This is a genomic window from Clostridium sp. UBA4548, assembly GCF_002387895.1.
Classification (GTDB): Bacteria; Bacillota; Clostridia; order Clostridiales; family Clostridiaceae; genus Clostridium_J.
The window spans coordinates 61818-80007 of the sequence record NZ_DGLI01000013.1 but is presented as its reverse complement, the minus strand read 5'-3'; the positions used below and the strand labels follow the sequence as shown (position 1 = coordinate 80007).

Below are 18190 nucleotides of genomic sequence, written 5' to 3'. Positions count from 1 at the left end.
ATATTAATTTTCATAGACAATATAACACTTGTGAGAATAATCAAATTCAATTTTAATGTGCTAATATTTTACCATAAATTGTTTATATATTCCATATTTTTATATTTTGGAACCCTACTTTTGTTTTTTTACAGGAACCCATATTTCACATATATAATCATCACTATCTGTATTTCCTGGTAGATAAACCTCAATTTCATAGTTTGCTGACCTCTCGTATCCAGATGAAGGAAGCCATTCTGTTGTTATCCTGGTCCAAACGGCATCAATTGGATGTTCTTTGTTACTTAGGCTACCTCTCACAGTGAAAACTACCCATTTGCTCGCTGGTATAGTGTAAGTTTCTAGGTCTGTAACAACATTTTCATCTGCTTCAGCACCAATAGCTATTAATGTTTCTCCATTTTCTAGTGTCTGAGTAAAACCCATCTGCCACATGGGACTGCGATAAAGTTTGTAATTACATGCTAGTTTCCTATCAGTACCACCATTCAAAAATTTATCCCATAGATCCCATGTTTCACCTGAAGATTCCTTCCAATCATTAGCTGTAGTATTTGCAGACTGCCTCTTTATTTGTCTAACAATCCCAACTAAACTTATCTCTTTCTTTTCTTCAATACGATATTCCATCTCAACATCTCCTTTTATCGAAATATGAAAGGTGATGGGCGGATAGGCTTTAAGTTTTACTCCTAAAGTACGCGCTCCCTTTGGAGTTGTTCTGTGCATTTCAACAAAGGCACGAGTAAAAGCATCTGGAGAATTATATCCATACTTTAAGGCCACATCAATTACTTTTGTGTCACTGCTCTGAAGTTCTAGTGCAGCAAGGGTTAATCTCCTGCGACGTATATATTCCGCTAAAGATATACCAACAATATAAGAAAAAACACGTCCAAATTGATGCATGGAACAACAAGCAATTTTTGCTACCTCATCATACATAATATCATCAGCTATATGTCCTTCAATATAATCCACAGTTGCTGTCATTCTTTGAACCCATTCCATAGCCTCATCCTCCTTTCATACTAATTTTAACAAAGGCAATGTGAAGATACCCTGCATTTTAGGTACAAATCTGCAGGGTTTTTGCTCTTGAATCTCCTCAACCTTAATCCTTATTCTTCAATTTGTTCTAAAATTATTCTCCTTTTATAAAAGCCATATTTTTTATAAAAATCTAGCACATTCTCGTTTCCTTCTGCTACACCAATTATTTTTGTTTTAACTTTATTATCATCTAGCCATTGTAACGCCCTAGTCATTAGCTTATCCCCTATACCATATTTACGGTATGCCTTATCTACAAACAAGGAATCAATTTCTCCAGTTAAATCTGCATTAATTGTGCTAATACAATATCCAATATATTTTTTTTGTTCCTTATCTTTAATTAAATCAATTTTAACTTGCATATCTTCATCATTTATAAACTTACTTTTTCTAACTTCAAAATTTAAGCTACTAAACTTATGTGAAAAGTTTTTAGAGCTTTCTTCATGATGCTTATTTAATTTTTCCCATAGGGGCTTTACGAAATCTAATAGTTCTCTGCCACCACTTATAAATTCTAAACTTTCCATGACTAATCCTCCTAATCATATTGATTACTTTTTACTTTGAGTAAATACTCTGTCATATTTTCATCTTCAATTATATTATACTTATATCCTAGATTCTCCCCTACTATTAATGCAGTAGTTCTAAATAGCTCACAAGCCGTAAATACTGCAGCCCAAAAGTTTTCATAATTGCTATCTGTATAGGTTTTTGAATACATTCCATAAGGTTCCTTAGTAAGATACTTTTTATAATACTTACCCTGTTTTCCTGGTGACACAGAAAAGTTTGTGTTTGTTCCAATGTGCCAATCTATCATTTTTTCAACCATGTTTCTTACGATTACATTATACATCCACATGGCATAGGGTAGCTCATCCCTTATAATTCCTTTTGCTACATTGTTCAAACACCACCAAAATTCATTACAACAACAAATATACTGTAGCTCTGTAGGTTTTCTTACCCAGTAATCTTCATCCGTTGGCGCCTGTGTTTTAGGTAAGCAATTATCCTTATCTAAAAGTGGCAAAGTAAGTTTATCCTCTAAATAATCCTCTAACATTTCTTCTTTAGTTTTTATTCCCAAGTCAATTCTATTTCCATCCTTAAATAGCATTAACCAGGTGTAGGACTGATGGAAATTATGTTTTCTTCCATAAGCTACATCAAATAAATCTGGTTCCTGCATTACAGCAATATCTCCAAACACAGAAATCCAACTCTTATCTTCTAAAAAGGATTTAGTCTCTGTTACCGCATAGACAATATCGTAATCCTGATAAATATCTTTTTCTACTTTAGGGTTTGTCCTAGAACCTCCCATGTAAACTGCTCTAATACGGTCATCTTCTTTAGCCACCCGTAGTATTAAATCCATGATTTCCTTTTCACTTCTCAAAATCCTCACCTCATTAACTTTATTCCTTTGAGCCTTAATTTAATATCTACTTTCTGAATAGCTTCTCCCATCCAATCATCATTTTTATAGACATTATCAATGCAAAAACACATATTTATACCAATAAATATTCTTATAAATACTTCTTGATATAAATATTTATTGATATACTTTTTTTCTTATCCATATAAAAAGATAAGAATAAATAGTATTCATACGGGTTTCAGAGGTTTCAATCAAAAACTACATTCTCACTGGTGATATTAAATAAGTAGAGTTCTCATTGATTCTTTCAGTAATTACAAAAACAGATAGGCTAGATGTAAACTTAAGCATAACTTCCTCATCTTCTATAGCATTTAATGCATCTAATATATATTTTGAATTTGCTTTTACCTGTAAAGGTAGCCCCTGCAATAATACATCTAACTCTCCTTTTATATCTCCAATTTGTGAACTGGAAGTAATGTACATCTTGTCATCCTGCATATCTAATAGGACTGAACTAAAGCTCCCCTCTCTCCCAATTATTGATGCTCTTTCTAAATTATCAATTAAGCTTTGTTTATTCATCGTAACCTTTAAAGTGTATTCATTTGGTATAAAAGTTTCATATTTTCCAAACTCTCCATCTAATAGTGTGGATATTACTTTTGTTTTACCAATAGTAAATAATATTTGATTTGAAGTAAATGTAATTTTAACCTCAGTATCTTCAGTTTCACTAATTTTAGCTACTTCGTTTAGTGTGCGCCCAGGTATTACAACACTAATAATTCCTTTATTTTCATTTAGGTAATGACATATAGCCGCTCTAATACCATCTAATGCCACCATATTAAGTTCATTATCTTTTAAATCGAAAAGAACTCCTGAATATATAGGTCTTAGACCGCTTTGATCTGTTGCGAAGGTAGTTCCCTTAATCATCCTTTTTATAACCTTTTGTGGTATAGCTACTTTAATATCTTCTTTTATTTCTGGCATCTTTGGAAAACTTCCTTCATCTTGATAAACTAAATTTATTATATTTTTATCACAAATAATTTTTATATTTCTATCACTTACAGTACTGACTTCTATTGGTGCATCAGGTAACTTTCTTATTATATCTCCTATCAATTTTGACTCCACTACAATGCTGCCTTCCTCATAAACCTCTGCTTTAACTTCAGTTTCTAGATATAAGTTTTTATCTCCTCCTGCAATCATCAGATAATCTTTTTTTGCTTTTATTAAAATTCCTTGCAGTGTTGTAAATCCACTTTTTAAATAAATAACTCTCTGAGCTTCTTGTATCCCCTTAAAAAACTCATCTTTATTAATAGTAAATTTCATTCCTTTAACCCCCATAATTAATTATGTATAAATCTATCATCTGCTTTTCAATCAATATTGCTTTCGCAATATTTTTATAACTTATCTTTTTATTTTACCATATGCTTACCGTGAAAATATACCTTAAGTCCTCTTCCTGAATAAAATATAAGACAAAACCTAACCCCAAAATTATAGTAAAATAAACTATTCCAAAGTAAAAGGATGTGTTTTTGCACATCCTTTTACTTTCTCCATTTACTAAGCTCATCAATTAATAACTTACTGAAGCAAACAAATTAAATCTCCCTTTGAAAGCCTCTACAAAGTTAACCTTCTAACTTAATTTTTCTCTTAGATATTTTTTCAAAGCATTGATATGCATTGGATAAAAGGAAGCTTCATTTTCTTCTATGAAAGTTTTAAGCTTATCAAGTGAAATCCATCTAAGGTTTATTGATTCATCAGAATTCTCTAGTAATTCTCCTGTTGCTTTACATATAAAAGTCTGGAGCATTATAGAGTAAGCACCACTTAAATTTTGTGAAGAATAAAATGGATTAAAACTCATTACTTTATATCCATTACAGTGAGTAACAATAGCCTCTTCTTCTCCCTGTATCTTAGTTAATTTTAATCCAGTTTCTTCCCATACTTCCCTACGTAAACTATCAAAAATATTCTCATACTCTCTTATTTTTCCTGCTGGGATTTCAATTAATCCATTATCTTCAGAGTGTTCTTCCTTACACCTTTCTTGAATTAAAACATGTAAAACTCCATTAATTTCTTTCTCAATAATTGCTCCCACAGCTGGTTTTGCAAATATCTCCATTCATATTCCCTCCCATATATTCATTAAAATAAAGTATAGTCATTTAAACTTTATAAAGTCTATTCTTAGACTCTATGTTTATACAAACTTTATCCTCCAATAATACTCATTGCATCTTCAATATCAATTGCACCTATCTCTACCCATGAAGTTTTGTATCCACAACTGATTGCATTATTTTTTGATGCTATATTTGACCAAGCTGTACAGTAATAGGGTACTTTTCCTCTCTTGATTACTTCATCTGTTAAAATCTTAGTAAGTGTTTTAGCAACCCCTTGCTTTCTAAATTCTGGCAATACGTCAATACCTACTTGCCACATGTTTTCACAATCATTACTTGCTGCTGCTACCCCTGCTATTTTTCCATCAATATATCCAACCACAGCTAACACATCTTTTTTATCACCGTCATTATTATAAGTTAAAGCCATATGAAATCTTTCATCTTCATACAAAGATGGTATTTCCTCCTCAGACAGTATCTTTACATCTATATTCTTATTAATTAAAACCTGTTTTTCAACATCTGGAAGAAAACACTCAGCTATAAAACATACCATCTTACCGTACTTTTCAAGTTCTCTATTTAAAAGAACTAATTGTGGAGTATCAAAAGCTCTGAATCCATGATATTTATTTAGAAACTTTTCCATAAAATCCTTTATACTTTCATCTACTGTTGCAACTACCCCTTCACCGTAGTATGCAAGTCCACAAAATAACCTCTTTTTATAACACTTTTTACTTCTCTTATTTAATTTAGATATTACAACCCTATCCTTATTGCTTAAAAAATAATCAACAGAACAATTAAAGTCTATAGCTGATTGTTCCATTGCAACTTTTCGTATAACTTCTTTGTTCATCTTTCTTATACTTCCTTTATAAAATTTATAAATTAAACTCTTCAAACCTAAACTTTTTATAAGGATTATATGCTGTTTGCTTTATATATTTTCCTTCCTAAACTTCTGGTATTAACAGGTCATTTCTGCCTATATTACTTACTGCCTTGTTGTAACAACTTAAAAATAGTGATGGATTTTTTAATATTTCATATAATTTTTCTTTCCCATAAGTATCATGAATTAATCCCCATATTTCAGCACCTATAAAATAATTTAAGCTTTGTCCAAGATCATCAGGCTCATTATCTTTAACTCTATTGGTTCTTGTGCTCATCCAATATTTCATGAACATTTGCACTAATTTTTCTTCGGTTTTAAATTTTCCACTTCTAATGTCTTGAATATCAGACAGAAATTTTTCATATATTGTTTTAAATTCTTCCATGAAATATTTATAAGACTTTTCATCTACTCCTATATTTGCTATTTCATTATATATATTAGTAGTCAATAATCCCTTGTAATTGTTGCAATACTTAATAGCTAGTCCTTCTCCCGAAAATAGAGAATAAAAGGTTTCCTCTACAGTAAATGTTGATTCATCTAAATTAGAACTAAGTATTCTGTACCCAACATGATGATATTCATGAGCAATAGTACTGAGTAGAATTTCTTCATTAAAATCTTTAAAGAATTCAATCACATCATAATGAGAATAATTTTTATAGAACCATCCCATTGATGGTCCTAATCCTATAGAAAAGATTAACTCAACTTCCTCAAAACCAATCTCTTCTGGTAAACCTTTTTTAGTTTTCTTAAGAGCAGCTCTTACCTTTTCAGCAGAAATACTTTCTATGAAAGGCATTAATGCCTTATACTTATCAATATTTTTTAATACATACTGAAAGCTTGCCAATCTTTCTCTTAGTCGTATGTTTTTTATATCTGTATAGCTTAAATTATTTAAATTAGTAAAAAAATCTATAAATTCTTCTTGTGAGAATCCCCCTCTCGGTCCCCCCCGCAGTGTTATAACGTTCTAATTCAACTAAGTAATCCTCATGATTTAAAATACCCCTTAATTCTTTTTCAATATTCTCCCCAGCTATGTATTTTTCACAGATGTCCATCATTGGCCTTATTGTACTAGTATTAATTTTTATATTCATTTTTGCCCTCCCCTAGGTATACCCTGCTATTAAATCTTAGTAATTGATTTTAAATATTTATGACTAGTTACAAAACACTTTTACATTTCCCTCTCTATTTTACCATATATTCACTGTAATAATATACCTATAACTTTCTTGCTTAAATAAACTTAACGAAAGCCTAATTTCTATATTACAATATGATAATATTACATCTATAAAAAAGGACGTGATTTTAACGCATCATTTTTATGAGAATAAAATCGCTTACTTCATCATCTTTTATTTTATAATTTGATTTTTGGAATAAATGAAGTTTTTCAAAATTAAACTTTCAAAGTTTTATAAAAACATGTTGACTATTTCCCTGGACATAATTATAATAATTAATAACTTAAAGCAAAAACTATGATGAGAAGAGTAATTACAAGAAGATTTTTAGAGAGTCAGGGATGGTGGAATCCTGATATGATGATTGTAATGAAGAGCATCTCGGAGTTTCTAACCAAAATCCTTCTGGAGAGTAGGCTTAGACGGAGCCAAACCGTTATAGATTGGACAGTATCGAAGCATTATTCCGTACTGATTGAGAAGAGCATTTTGCTAATTTGGGTGGTACCGCGGAAGTTTAGTCTTTCGTCCCTTACAGGGATGAAAGACTTTTTTATTTACCTATTTTTCTTAATTAGGTATGTAAAAACAAATAACAAGTCAAAGACGTGAAAGATATTTTGAGTTCACAAGCAAGCTTGTGCAGATAAGAAAACCAGCTCTTTAGATAGTAGCGCTAACTAATAGTTCTGTTGACGCAATATAACACAAAATAGACGAAAATACTAACTTATTTGTTTTTCAACATGCCCTAATATATTAATTTTATCAGTACAATTGTACACACACTACATCATCTAGTTGAAAGGAAGGATTGTCATGGAACAAACTTACAAAAAATTATTAACAATACCATCAGGCTATAAAACTAAACTTAACATTAGAGAGACAGAGATAGCCATAAAGAAGTTGAAGGACTATTTTGAAACAAAACTTGCAAAGGAACTTAACCTTACAAGAGTATCTGCTCCACTTTTTGTTAGAAAGGATACTGGTATAAATGACAATCTTAATGGTGTAGAAAGACCTGTAGTATTTGATTCAAAGTTCATTAAAGGTTATAACTTTGAAATAGTCCAATCCTTAGCAAAATGGAAGAGAATAGCTCTAAAAAGATATGGATTCCAAACTTGTGAAGGTCTTTATACTGATATGAATGCTATAAGAAGAGATGAGGACCTTGATAATCTTCACTCAATGTATGTTGATCAGTGGGATTGGGAAAGAGTCATTGATAAGAATGAGAGAAACGAGGAAGTATTAAAGAATATAGTCCAAAGGATATACAAGGTTTTCAAGGATAGTGAAGAGTATATATGCAGCATTTACCCAGATATAGATAAAACACTTCCACAAGACATTTATATTATCACAGCTCAGGAACTTGAGGATAAGTATCCAAGCTTTACTGCTAAGGAAAGAGAAAATGCTATTGCTAAGGAAAAGGGTGCAGTATTTATTATGAAAATCGGCGGCACATTAAAATCAGGAGAGAAACATGATGGAAGATCCCCTGATTACGATGATTGGGAACTGAATGGAGATATAATCTTCTGGTACCCAATACTTGATAGAGCTGTTGAGCTGTCTTCAATGGGTATAAGAGTTGATGAAGAAGCACTTATAAAACAACTTGAAATTGCAGGATGTGAAGATCGTAAAGAACTAGAGTATCATAAAATGCTACTTCAAGGTAGCCTTCCATATACTGTAGGTGGAGGAATAGGTCAATCAAGAATATGCATGTTCTTTTTAAGAAAGGCACATATAGGTGAAGTTCAAGCTGCAATGTGGCCAGAGTATATGATTCTAGAGTGTGAAAAGGCTAATATATTACTCTTGTAGAAATTAACTTAATAAAAATCAAAAATATAATTATTAACATTCCATTTTGCAATATGTTTTTTTCTCACCTCAAAATGGAATGTTATACTAGGTTAATCTCAATGTTTTATCTCTGAATCTGAAAACTTCTCCACAAGCCACTGATCAAATTTTTCTTCTTCCTCAAATTGTGGATAGTGTGCTGATTCCAAATACAATATAAATTCTTTTTCAGGAGCTTCAATTGAATCAAAATAATTTTTTGCAGCTTTTGCTGAAGTTTTGTAATCATATTGTCCCATATGAAAATAACAAGGGATTTCAAGTTTTGTAACAAGACTTGTCAACGGCTTTTTAAGTAATCCCGGTATCATAGCCTCACTTTTTTTGACCCCAAGGTTAAAACGAATTATATCAAGCAAATTATACTCTCGATTAGTAATATAACCATCTAAATAGTCACCACTTTCATCAATGAGGCGTGCTCCCCCACCATATTTTTGTATATACATCCGTGGAACAAAGTTATTTCCATTTTCAACGTCACTTCTAATTTTTTGGAGTTTTTCAATATCTTCTTTATTTCCTACTTTTGCAGCTTCCTCAACACAATAATTTAAGGATTCTAGTTCACTTTCTGGCAAATTTGAAACTTGTCCAATTCCTATATATGCAATGTAATTTTCTGGAGCTTTAGCAGCGGCTTGCATTGCAAGATATGATCCAAAAGAGTGACCAGCTAAAAGCACCTTATCCTTTCCAAATCTTTCTTGAATATACTTAGTTAATTCAATTAAATCATCAACCAGTAAATCTGGAGATAACTCTGAATAATCCTGAAAAAAACTATAGGACTTTCCAGTTCCACGTTGATCATAATGAACTATGGTAAACTTTTCTTCTAGATTATCTTGATACTTTCTAACATATGGAATTTCAGAACATCCTGGGCCTCCATGCACAAAAATTATAATAGGATTATTTTTATCCACGCCCCTAATCATCAGTTGATGCTTACTTCCGTTTATTGAAACTTTTTCAAATATGCTAACACTATTCTCACCCTTAATAGCAGGTGTCCAAGTTGGAAAGAATAAACCTGCTATTAATAAACCAAACATAGTTAATCCAAATATCCTCAGTGCTTTTCTAATTCTTTTTGGTTTTTTATTTTTTACTGATTTTATAATTTCTTTCTCAGTGTCCAATATATCATCTCCCCACTGCTTTTGTTATTCACTACAAGTTTTTAATAATCATCATCGCTAAACTTTAATAATCTTCTCTAATAACTAACTCCATGATATCATTTTCTCCTTTAAAGCCTGCTCTTTCGTAAAATTGAACTGCTTCGGTGCTTGGCCAAACAATTAATATTTCTAAATCACAGCTAACTGCCCATTGTTTAACCTGTTCCATTAATTGTTTTCCAATGCCTTTATTTCTGTAATGTGGCCTTGTATAAACATTTGTAACATAGCCGTACTCATCAACCAAATGTTGTGGCTTTGGTATCTTTCTAATTTTTCGAACAAAAATTTGGGATACTATTAAGTTATTGTCTTCAGCTATCCAATAAATCCATTCTCCTTTAATTAGCCCATCCTTTAAAAAGATAAAGCACTGTTCTAAAAATTCTTCTTTTGATATATCTTTACAAATATCATAGTTCTCGTGTTGAAAGTCCCATCTAATTTCAGCAAGCTCCATTAAATCCCTTTCTGCTGCTTGTCTATATATCATCTAAATTCCCCCCATAAAAATACTAGTTACTAACCTTCACTGATTCTAGTGGTTACACCATTTATATCTTTGTATATGCGATCCTTATTTTTTGCTACCTTTTTTAAGATTTCTTCCTTTAAATCATAGCCTAAGATTTCTGCAATTCCATATAAATATATTGCAACATCCGCTAACTCCTCACCTACAGTTGGTAGCTTTTTTATATAGGCTTCAAAGGCTTCTGCAAGTTCCCCATTAGTTAAGCAAAACTCTAATTCAACATTTGTAATGTTAAATCCCTTTTTAACCTTATTATGAAATATTTCTTTTTGTATATTGCTAAATTTATCTATTACTTCAGTGTTCATTTTATTACTTTTGTATTTTTCTGCTTTTCTAAATAAATGTGGTTGAATGAGAGGATATGCTAAATTTTCAGGTATGTTATCAAATAATTTAATTTCACCAATTTCCAATTCTGGCAATTCACCCAGGTGATGAATTTTCGAGTAAAATAATTGTCCATAAGACTCCCCTTCTCCCTTATCTACAGAATAAATACATATTGGTATCATAGAAAAATCCTTTGCGCCTGTTTCTTCAATGAGTTCTCTTGATGCAGTAGCATATATATTTTCTTTTTCTTCTCTATGTCCCCCAGGAATTTCCCAAGTTTCTCGCTCTTTATGTTTTACAAATATCCATTTATCTTTATATTCTGCTGTAATAACTGCAAATTTAAGTTTATCTTCTTCCACTGAATTTAAATCATAAAAATTTACTCTTAACATTTGTTTTTCTCCCTTATTTATAAACTATATATCTATATCATTTATTGAATAATGAACAAGTTGGTTTTATAATGCAAACTTAGAAGCATATTTAAAAAGCTTTAAAAGCAAATTAATTAAGTTTAAGAACTGCAAGCTGTTTAAAAGACCCTTATAGAAGTATGTCCACTTAAACCTACCAAAATGTTATTGCCCTATATATTTAGTAAATTTAAATTGTTAATTTCATACTCCCCTTATTTACTAAGCCTTATTGCTTATGAACCGTTTAATTCTAACAAATTTCTTATGTTTTTCTCTAAAGTTCCATCATTAATGGACTTTTGTGCTTCCTCTGCCCATTTAGGAAATGTATCCTTTTTATAAGCACTTATCAAGGTTATAAGTGGCGTAGTTACATCATCAATAACTTTCTCCTTTTGGCTAAAACCACCATACTCATCCATAAATGCATCTTTTGCAGCTTCTGATAAGGAAACTGTTACATTTCTAATATCATTATATCTACTTCCAATTCCTAGAAAGTTATAATCAAACATTAGAGCTTCTTTCTTATCTTTTCTTACCACGAGGTTTGTCCAATAGAAATCATTGTAATTTAAAGTTTCTTCTAAGCCTTTTATTATGCTTAAAAATAAGCCCCAATTATCTTCTATTAAATTCCACAGGCTATTATCTTTAGTATTAGATTTAATTTTCATAGCCTGTATATTTTCTTTAGTAATGCAGTCTATTTCTCTATAAAACCTTTCATTATCCTTAATAGGTCTTTCTAAACCTCTCTGGTGGAGCTTCTTATACCACTTTGCAATAGCCCTTGCCACTTCAGGATTTGATAAATCTTCTTCTGTTCCTAGTCTATAATCCTGACTTTTATCTATATCCTCAAGAAGCAAACTATTATCAGTAGCTCCAAACACTTTAATTGTTGGTACTTCAAGGCGTTTTAGTAAACTGTAGTTACTTATCTCTCTCTTGTAATCATGGTTTAAAAAGTACTTTAGAATAAAATTCTCATCTTTGTATTTAACTCTATATAAATAAATTCCATCTTTATTTCGAATTTCTTCAAGTGCTATATGCTCATTATTCTCTAATCCTAAGGCTTCTAGTTCTTTATAAAGATTTTTTTTAAGGCACATGGAGTATTCGTGATAATCACAGTTCCTAAGAACATATTTAGCAAATTCTTCATCAGTTGAGTTATCAAAGAATCTATTGATGACCTTAGATACATAACCGTGAGTGACTAAAAGAACATTTTTGTTATGTAAATACTTCCACTGAATTATACTTAGTGCCTTGTACACTCTTTCCTTTATTTCTTCTAAAGTTTCTGCTCCCTCAGGTGCATTAGCTTCCCACATGTGTGGATATTTAGCTTTAGCTTCCTCTCTTGTTAATCCTTCATAAACCCCTACATATTTTTCTATAAGTTCTTCCATTTCTAAAATAGGTATCTTTAATTCCTTAGTAATAATTTCAGCTGTTTCCTTTGCCCTTTTTAAAGTAGAAGAAATTATAATATCTATACACATATCTTTAAGTTTTGCTGCTGTTATCCTTGCCTGTTCTAATCCCTTTTTATTTAAACTTACATCTACTCTTCCAGTATATCTGCCCTCTACATTAAAATCTGTTTCCCCATGTCTAACTACTATGAGCTTTCCCATAACTCTACCCCCATTTGTAAAATCTATCTTATCAACTTTCACACTTCCTCGATAAGATTTTATTAACCTTAAAAACCCTGCATGAATAATCATTATTAAATCAGCAAGCTTTAAAGTCTTTCTTACTTTATATCCTCAATTGTTTTATGAAATATTTCTGCCAGTGAACCATCATCAATTTCATATACCTTACTAGATACAAAACCGTTTTTGAGCAATATTTTCTTAGATCCAACATTGTTAGGATCTGCTATTGCTGTAACTTTTTCTATACTTTTTACCCCACTTGCCATACTTATCAAAGTTTCTGCAAGGCTACTTCCATATCCTTTTCCCCAATAGTTCGGAAGCAATAAATACTCAATTTCTGCTTCTGTTACTTCCTCATTTGCTACAATAGCACCTAATCCAATAAAATTATGGGTAATGCCTTCAAAAACCTTAAATTGCCCAAAGTCTTTATGCTTTTCATTAATGCTTAATACTTTTTCATAATATTTTTTAGCTTCTTCCAAGGTGAATACTCTTCCATAGTTCATCACCATAATCTTTTCATTAGAAACTAACTTGAAAAAGTACTGAAAATCATCTTCATAAGAAAATTTTTTTAAATATATTTCATTTTTCATTTTATATCTCTCTTTCTTATATATAACTAAATTATATGTAATCATCAAAATAAACTTATATGCTAATTAAATTTACAAAAGCATTATCTATAACCTTTAGCAGATTAACAAGCACTGGCTTTAGTTGGAATCGGCTAAATTAGACTTTATAGCTAAATCTTATTTTATAAGTATAAGTTATTCATTAATTGTTTTTCTAAAACCATAAAAACCCCTATAATTGAGCTTTTCATAATAAGTGTGAGAAGAACTTGACCCTAAAAGTTCAACTCTAGTTTTTGGGTATTGTTGATGTGCTAGTTTTAGTAGTGCTCCTCCTATACCTAGTCCTCGATGGTTTTTATGTATCAATAATTCACATACATAAAGAGTTACATAGCAATCTGTTATTCCCCTTATATATCCAATAACTTTTTCATCAATACAAGCAACTATACTAATATTGGAGTTCTCCCAAGCTCTTTTAGTATCTTCGTGGTTTTCAGCCAAATTAGTCCATCCTTCTTCCATATTTAACTTATTAATTTCCTGAAAATCCTCTTCTCTATAATTCTTGAATATAATGGTGATGTTCTTATCTTCATCACTACAAAATTTCTTTATTTCAATTTCTTGTTCTAAGTTATCCATTTCTAAACACTTACTTTTCATATATTCAATACTCCTAATAGAATTTTTAATTACTTGTCTTTTATCTATTTAAAATGTACTCCTTGAATTTACTCATTATCTCTCCACTACTCCAATAAGCTAGCATTTGCTCCTCAGGAATTTCTGCAATAGGCATATGAAGACCTTGTGGTATGAAGAGTCTATCTATCGGTGTTCCTGGCTTTGCACTAGGTTCCATTGCTAACTCTCCTATATAAGACCCAGTAAAAACAATAGGATCTTCATTTGGATAGCAGTATGCCAAACAATCCTGAATAATAATTCTTCTATTTGACTTTCCTTTCATTAAGTTCATGTAATCCTCTACTGAAAACCATTGATTTACAAACTTAATAAAAGGTCCTGGAAAGCCATTCAAAGCTTCTATTAAAAAACCTGCATCTGTTACTATAACTGCTTTCCCTAGCTTTTCACTGGCCCAACTAGCAGAATATTTAGCAACCTCTTGTACACTTTTGCTTTGAATTTCTGGTGTATCCAGTTTCTTTTGCAAAAGAGTAATTCCAGTATTTTCAAAAGTTTTAGAGGCAACATTAAATTTAATTTCATTTCCTGTAACATAAACTAAAACCTTGTCCATATTTTATTAACCCCTTTTTCATTAATTAGATTCTCTCATAAAAGTAAGTCATAGAGCTAAAGCAACTCCTCTAAATGAATCTGATATGGATTACGAGAAAACATAACATAGGTAACTTTTTTCTCACTACTTAGCATATGCGTTACTTTATCTCTAGTAAATTCTTCACTAATTACAGCTAATATCTCATCCTTTCGAAACCAATTTACCTCAAGGCTCTCTTCACTAGTTCTTAACTCCCCTGAAATTGCCTTACCAGTAAATCCAAAACTTACAATACTTCCAATAGGAGTAACCCCATCTGGTTGAATTCTCTTGGTTATATTAGAATGCACCGCCTTTAACTCACCAACTTCAATGTCTATTCCTGTTTCTTCTTTGATTTCTCTTTTTAAGGCATCTGTAAGTCCTTCACCTAGTTCAACTTGCCCCCCTGGAATTTCCCAACCTCTATCTGGGCTTTTTATAAGAAGAATTTTACCTTCATTATTCTCTATTAATCCACCCACTGATACTATATGTACTGGATAATTCATAATTACCTCCATAAATCCACTTAAGTTTTTCTCGATATTACTTACCAACTATTTTACCATATAATTACTGTAATAATATACCTCTCATCTTATAACTTTTGACAATATTCTGATTATAGTTTTTTTAGGTATTGTAGTGCTGGTAAAAACAATCTCATTCCTTTCTGCATTGGGTTAAAAATTAAAAAGGTATAATCACAGAAAACTCTTCAATTACTTCATGTAATTCCCTATAATAATTGTAGATACCGTTTTTATATTTTAGTTATTAAAGTATCTATTGTGCTATTTATAATTTAAGCTCCTTAAAATTTTAAAATTATAGGCTTGTTTAAGGAAAAGGTAATTTGGTAATTTCCCTAAACCTTAAGGGGATCAATATAGAGATGATGTATACTTTAAAAATTTATTCTAGTTCCCTATACATTTTTATTGTGTACATTAAGATAAGGATGTGTTTTTATGCGACTTCATAGACTTATAGGAATTATAATGCTTCTTGATTCTCGTGGAATTATGAAGGCTGTAAATTTAGCAAAAATATTGGAAACTTCAGAAAGAACTATTTATAGAGACATTGATATACTATGTGAGGCTGGTCTCCCTATTATGTCAATTCCTGGCCCTAATGGAGGCTATTCTTTCATGGAGGGATATAAAATTAATTCATCTGCTGAGGGATTAAAAAGTGATGATGTTTTTACTATTCTGCTTTCAACCATGGGTATTAGTCCTGAAAAAAATACTGAAACATCAGCACAGCTTAAAAATGCAGTTATAAAACTTGAGAACAGTCTATCTGAAGAACATAGGCAGGAAATTCTTAAGGCAAAGGATAGGTTTTTTGTTGATGCTTCACCTTGGTGGGGGAAAATAGTAGAAGATGAAAATATAGATATCATAAAAAAAGCTATACTAGATCTAAAAAAGCTGAAAATTAATTATAAGAAATATGGTGGTCAGGTTTCTCAAAGAATAATAAGACCCTATGGTGCAGTGAGAAAAAATTCTCAGTGGTATGTAGCAGCCTTTTGTGAGACAAAAAATGAAGTTAGAGTTTTTAAATATAGTAGAATTGATTCTATTGAAATTCTTTCTGAAGGCTTCACCATGGCTGAAAACTTTTCTCTTGAAGCATTTTGGGAAAGCAGTAAAGAACAATTCGTAAAAAAAGCTGCTTCTCACACTGAAGCAGTTATATATCCAGTTGAAGTTAAACTCCTTGAAGAAAACCTAAAACTCCTTGATGGCTTTAATATAATTTCTTCATTTGATAAAGAAGATAACTGGACTCTTACTATTGATATGATTAATTTTACAACAGCCTGTACTGTGATTTTTCCTCTTAGTGATAGAATAGAGGTTTTTAAGCCTTTAGAACTTAGAAATTTTATAACAGATAAAAGTGCCAAAATTTTAAATTTATATAAATGAGAATAAATTCATGACATAATGTTGGCAAGGATTACTTGTTATAATTAATACATAAAATCAATGAGGGGAGTTAATAATCATGAATGGAAAAATTTTAACTACAAAAGAATTTAAGGCTGTAGGTTTAAGTTACTTTGGAAACAATGCTAATGGAGAAATTCCAGCGCTTTGGCAGGTATTTAATGTTCGTTATGGTGACATTAAGCAAAAGAGTGAATCAATGCTTTGCTATGGTATATGTGATAGTGATATGGATTCAGAAGGTAATTTCCACTACTCAGCTTGCGTAGAAGTAGATTCCTTTGCTGATGTGCCTGAAGGTATGGTTACTAAAGTTGTTCCAGGGGGCAAATATCTTGTATATACTTATAGTGGTGCGATAAAAGATCTTGGAGAGTTTTATGAAAACATATTCTCAAAGTGGCTTCCTGCTTCACAATGTGAAATGGATTATAGACCTCAACTAGAAGTTTATGATGAGAGATTTATGAACAATGGAGAGTTTGACATATATATTCCTATTAAGTAGTTTAAAAGGATGCGCCCTAGGCCATCCTTTTTGTGTTTCCTCCTTTATAAAAATATCTATAAAAATATCTATAAGAATATCTTTATTTTCACTTCTTATTTAGCAACTTTGATTATTTTTGTTATAGATATCCAAATTGAAAACTATAGTTGTTCAAAAATTCACTTTCTATACTCATTAGCGTCCCTAGTGAAAAAATCATTGTATATCTCAAGAATTGAGTGTGGATATCTATATTAAATTCTGTAGATATTATAATATTAGAAAGTATACTAATGTAACACCCCGCTATAATACATATTAATATGAAACTTCAAAACCATGCACCCGCTATTATCTTACCTCATATACTATTTGTATTAAAAATCTTATTAGGAGTGAATCATGAGTAAATTTAATCCTGAGAAACTATTCATTGAATTTACACAAGGTGTTACTGAAACTGAGCCTATTATTCCTAGGCGTTATACCCTTACCCATTCTGACTTAACTGCAGAACTCTTTCTAACAATTGGTAGTGATTATGCCTTTAACAAAATAAATTATTCTATGCGGGATGAAGTTCTCGGTGAGTGGATACAAAAGGAATCAAGCTATAATTATAATGTATACTTACTTGTAGATGGTAATTTCAGTGAAACTACTGCTGCTATAAGAGATACTGTGTTTAGAAAAGAATTACCCCTGGCTCTACAAGCTATTAGATATGGTGATCAGAAATTTTTCAATGCCCATAGGGAGCTTGATAGTGTTCCAATAATAGTATTTTTTCAATCTAGCCTTCCTAAATATAATAAAATAGAAAATTGGGGTACCTTTTCAGACTATATTGTTTGATTTTTTATAGATACCTTACCTTAACTTAAAAACAAAGGACACATGCAAAACTACTGTTGGAGCTTTATGCATATGTCCTATCTCTTTTGAATTTGAATGTTGTATATAGGTAGAAACTCAAGGTATTTCACTATATATGTTCTAATAAAATTTATACATTTATAGTTGAAATTTTATTCAAATCAACTTCTAATAAAATGAGTACTCAATGTTGAAACATATATA

20 protein-coding genes and 1 other annotated feature are annotated in these 18190 nt (G+C 31.0%); of the genes, 4 read left to right on the top strand and 16 right to left on the bottom strand.

The genetic code is table 11. From position 1 onward, the window contains the following. Positions 1 to 114: 114 nt before the first annotated feature. The 8 genes from B3040_RS04435 to B3040_RS04400 all read right to left on the bottom strand — a co-directional run bounded on the left by B3040_RS04435 (position 115) and on the right by B3040_RS04400 (position 6642). The gene (locus B3040_RS04435; protein ID WP_291570620.1) at positions 115 to 1014 is read right to left on the bottom strand and encodes an AraC family transcriptional regulator; all 900 of its coding nucleotides are present in this window, start codon (positions 1012 to 1014) and stop codon (positions 115 to 117) included. Positions 1015 to 1124: 110 nt separating this feature from the next. Continuing rightward, entirely contained in the window at positions 1125 to 1589 is a 465-nt protein-coding gene (locus B3040_RS04430) for a GNAT family N-acetyltransferase (protein WP_291570618.1), read from the bottom strand. Between the two features lie 11 nt (positions 1590 to 1600). After that, entirely contained in the window at positions 1601 to 2467 is an 867-nt protein-coding gene (locus B3040_RS04425; protein WP_291570615.1) for an aminoglycoside 6-adenylyltransferase, read from the bottom strand. 243 nt (positions 2468 to 2710) lie between these two features. Continuing rightward, positions 2711 to 3805 (bottom strand): DNA polymerase III subunit beta, encoded by a 1095-nt coding sequence (gene dnaN / locus B3040_RS04420; RefSeq protein WP_291570613.1) that lies wholly within the window; start codon positions 3803 to 3805, stop codon positions 2711 to 2713. Positions 3806 to 4121: 316 nt separating this feature from the next. Next, complete coding sequence (locus B3040_RS04415; protein ID WP_291570611.1) at positions 4122 to 4619, bottom strand: NUDIX hydrolase; 498 nt, start codon at positions 4617 to 4619, stop codon at positions 4122 to 4124. An 89-nt stretch (positions 4620 to 4708) separates the two neighbouring features. Beyond that, positions 4709 to 5488, bottom strand: coding sequence for a GNAT family N-acetyltransferase (locus B3040_RS04410; RefSeq protein ID WP_291570608.1), 780 nt, complete (start codon positions 5486 to 5488; stop codon positions 4709 to 4711). 97 nt (positions 5489 to 5585) lie between these two features. After that, entirely contained in the window at positions 5586 to 6389 is an 804-nt protein-coding gene (locus B3040_RS04405) for a DUF5700 domain-containing putative Zn-dependent protease (RefSeq protein ID WP_414632519.1), read from the bottom strand. A gap of 52 nt (positions 6390 to 6441) precedes the next feature. After that, positions 6442 to 6642 carry a hypothetical protein gene (locus B3040_RS04400; RefSeq protein WP_291570606.1) on the bottom strand — a complete coding sequence of 67 codons (201 nt, stop codon included), beginning with the start codon at positions 6640 to 6642 and terminating at the stop codon, positions 6442 to 6444. 381 nt (positions 6643 to 7023) lie between these two features. Beyond that, positions 7024 to 7271: a binding site (T-box leader), on the top strand. Between the two features lie 283 nt (positions 7272 to 7554). Here B3040_RS04400 and asnA point away from each other — a divergent pair. Continuing rightward, positions 7555 to 8580, top strand: a complete 1026-nt coding sequence (asnA, locus tag B3040_RS04395; RefSeq protein ID WP_291570604.1) for an aspartate--ammonia ligase — start codon at positions 7555 to 7557, stop codon at positions 8578 to 8580. Positions 8581 to 8678: 98 nt separating this feature from the next. Here the strand turns inward: asnA and B3040_RS04390 are convergent, their stop codons facing one another. The 8 genes from B3040_RS04390 to B3040_RS04350 form a co-directional block, all read right to left on the bottom strand. Beyond that, on the bottom strand, positions 8679 to 9767 hold the full coding sequence (locus B3040_RS04390) for an alpha/beta hydrolase (protein WP_291570602.1): 1089 nt from the start codon (positions 9765 to 9767) through the stop codon (positions 8679 to 8681). Positions 9768 to 9831: 64 nt separating this feature from the next. Then, positions 9832 to 10302, bottom strand: a complete 471-nt coding sequence (locus tag B3040_RS04385; protein WP_291570600.1) for a GNAT family N-acetyltransferase — start codon at positions 10300 to 10302, stop codon at positions 9832 to 9834. Positions 10303 to 10331: 29 nt separating this feature from the next. Next, positions 10332 to 11075, bottom strand: coding sequence for an NUDIX domain-containing protein (locus B3040_RS19480; protein ID WP_349679162.1), 744 nt, complete (start codon positions 11073 to 11075; stop codon positions 10332 to 10334). Between the two features lie 257 nt (positions 11076 to 11332). Continuing rightward, positions 11333 to 12748 carry a histidine phosphatase family protein gene (locus tag B3040_RS04370; protein ID WP_291570598.1) on the bottom strand — a complete coding sequence of 472 codons (1416 nt, stop codon included), beginning with the start codon at positions 12746 to 12748 and terminating at the stop codon, positions 11333 to 11335. 122 nt (positions 12749 to 12870) lie between these two features. Beyond that, complete coding sequence (locus B3040_RS04365) at positions 12871 to 13377, bottom strand: GNAT family N-acetyltransferase (protein WP_291570596.1); 507 nt, start codon at positions 13375 to 13377, stop codon at positions 12871 to 12873. A gap of 177 nt (positions 13378 to 13554) precedes the next feature. After that, positions 13555 to 14028, bottom strand: a complete 474-nt coding sequence (locus tag B3040_RS04360) for a GNAT family N-acetyltransferase (protein ID WP_291570594.1) — start codon at positions 14026 to 14028, stop codon at positions 13555 to 13557. Between the two features lie 40 nt (positions 14029 to 14068). Then, positions 14069 to 14629 (bottom strand): non-canonical purine NTP pyrophosphatase, encoded by a 561-nt coding sequence (locus B3040_RS04355; protein WP_291570592.1) that lies wholly within the window; start codon positions 14627 to 14629, stop codon positions 14069 to 14071. Positions 14630 to 14685: 56 nt separating this feature from the next. Next, entirely contained in the window at positions 14686 to 15165 is a 480-nt protein-coding gene (locus B3040_RS04350) for an NUDIX hydrolase (protein ID WP_291570590.1), read from the bottom strand. Positions 15166 to 15627: 462 nt separating this feature from the next. On the opposite strand from B3040_RS04350, the gene B3040_RS04345 reads away from it, so the two are divergent. From B3040_RS04345 to B3040_RS04335, 3 genes are all read left to right on the top strand, one after another. Next, positions 15628 to 16599: a helix-turn-helix transcriptional regulator gene (locus B3040_RS04345; protein WP_291570588.1), complete on the top strand. Its 972-nt coding sequence runs from the start codon at positions 15628 to 15630 to the stop codon at positions 16597 to 16599. A gap of 79 nt (positions 16600 to 16678) precedes the next feature. Continuing rightward, on the top strand, positions 16679 to 17128 hold the full coding sequence (locus B3040_RS04340; RefSeq protein WP_291570586.1) for a GyrI-like domain-containing protein: 450 nt from the start codon (positions 16679 to 16681) through the stop codon (positions 17126 to 17128). Positions 17129 to 17512: 384 nt separating this feature from the next. Next, positions 17513 to 17965 carry a staygreen family protein gene (locus B3040_RS04335; protein ID WP_291570584.1) on the top strand — a complete coding sequence of 151 codons (453 nt, stop codon included), beginning with the start codon at positions 17513 to 17515 and terminating at the stop codon, positions 17963 to 17965. The last annotated feature ends 225 nt before the right edge of the window (positions 17966 to 18190 follow it).

Excerpts from the sequence above, each read along its gene's own strand:
- B3040_RS04435 (WP_291570620.1), bottom strand. The coding sequence starts at position 1,014 with ATGGAATGGGTTCAAAGAATGACAGCAACTGTGGATTATATTGAAGGA.
- B3040_RS04430 (WP_291570618.1), bottom strand. The coding sequence starts at position 1,589 with ATGGAAAGTTTAGAATTTATAAGTGGTGGCAGAGAACTATTAGATTTC.
- dnaN (WP_291570613.1), bottom strand. The coding sequence starts at position 3,805 with ATGAAATTTACTATTAATAAAGATGAGTTTTTTAAGGGGATACAAGAA.
- B3040_RS04415 (WP_291570611.1), bottom strand. The coding sequence starts at position 4,619 with ATGGAGATATTTGCAAAACCAGCTGTGGGAGCAATTATTGAGAAAGAA.
- B3040_RS04410 (WP_291570608.1), bottom strand. The coding sequence starts at position 5,488 with ATGAACAAAGAAGTTATACGAAAAGTTGCAATGGAACAATCAGCTATA.
- B3040_RS04400 (WP_291570606.1), bottom strand. The coding sequence starts at position 6,642 with ATGAATATAAAAATTAATACTAGTACAATAAGGCCAATGATGGACATC.
- asnA (WP_291570604.1), top strand. The coding sequence starts at position 7,555 with ATGGAACAAACTTACAAAAAATTATTAACAATACCATCAGGCTATAAA.
- B3040_RS04385 (WP_291570600.1), bottom strand. The coding sequence starts at position 10,302 with ATGATATATAGACAAGCAGCAGAAAGGGATTTAATGGAGCTTGCTGAA.
- B3040_RS19480 (WP_349679162.1), bottom strand. The coding sequence starts at position 11,075 with ATGTTAAGAGTAAATTTTTATGATTTAAATTCAGTGGAAGAAGATAAA.
- B3040_RS04370 (WP_291570598.1), bottom strand. The coding sequence starts at position 12,748 with ATGGGAAAGCTCATAGTAGTTAGACATGGGGAAACAGATTTTAATGTA.
- B3040_RS04365 (WP_291570596.1), bottom strand. The coding sequence starts at position 13,377 with ATGAAAAATGAAATATATTTAAAAAAATTTTCTTATGAAGATGATTTT.
- B3040_RS04360 (WP_291570594.1), bottom strand. The coding sequence starts at position 14,028 with ATGAAAAGTAAGTGTTTAGAAATGGATAACTTAGAACAAGAAATTGAA.
- B3040_RS04355 (WP_291570592.1), bottom strand. The coding sequence starts at position 14,629 with ATGGACAAGGTTTTAGTTTATGTTACAGGAAATGAAATTAAATTTAAT.
- B3040_RS04350 (WP_291570590.1), bottom strand. The coding sequence starts at position 15,165 with ATGAATTATCCAGTACATATAGTATCAGTGGGTGGATTAATAGAGAAT.
- B3040_RS04345 (WP_291570588.1), top strand. The coding sequence starts at position 15,628 with ATGCGACTTCATAGACTTATAGGAATTATAATGCTTCTTGATTCTCGT.
- B3040_RS04340 (WP_291570586.1), top strand. The coding sequence starts at position 16,679 with ATGAATGGAAAAATTTTAACTACAAAAGAATTTAAGGCTGTAGGTTTA.
- B3040_RS04335 (WP_291570584.1), top strand. The coding sequence starts at position 17,513 with ATGAGTAAATTTAATCCTGAGAAACTATTCATTGAATTTACACAAGGT.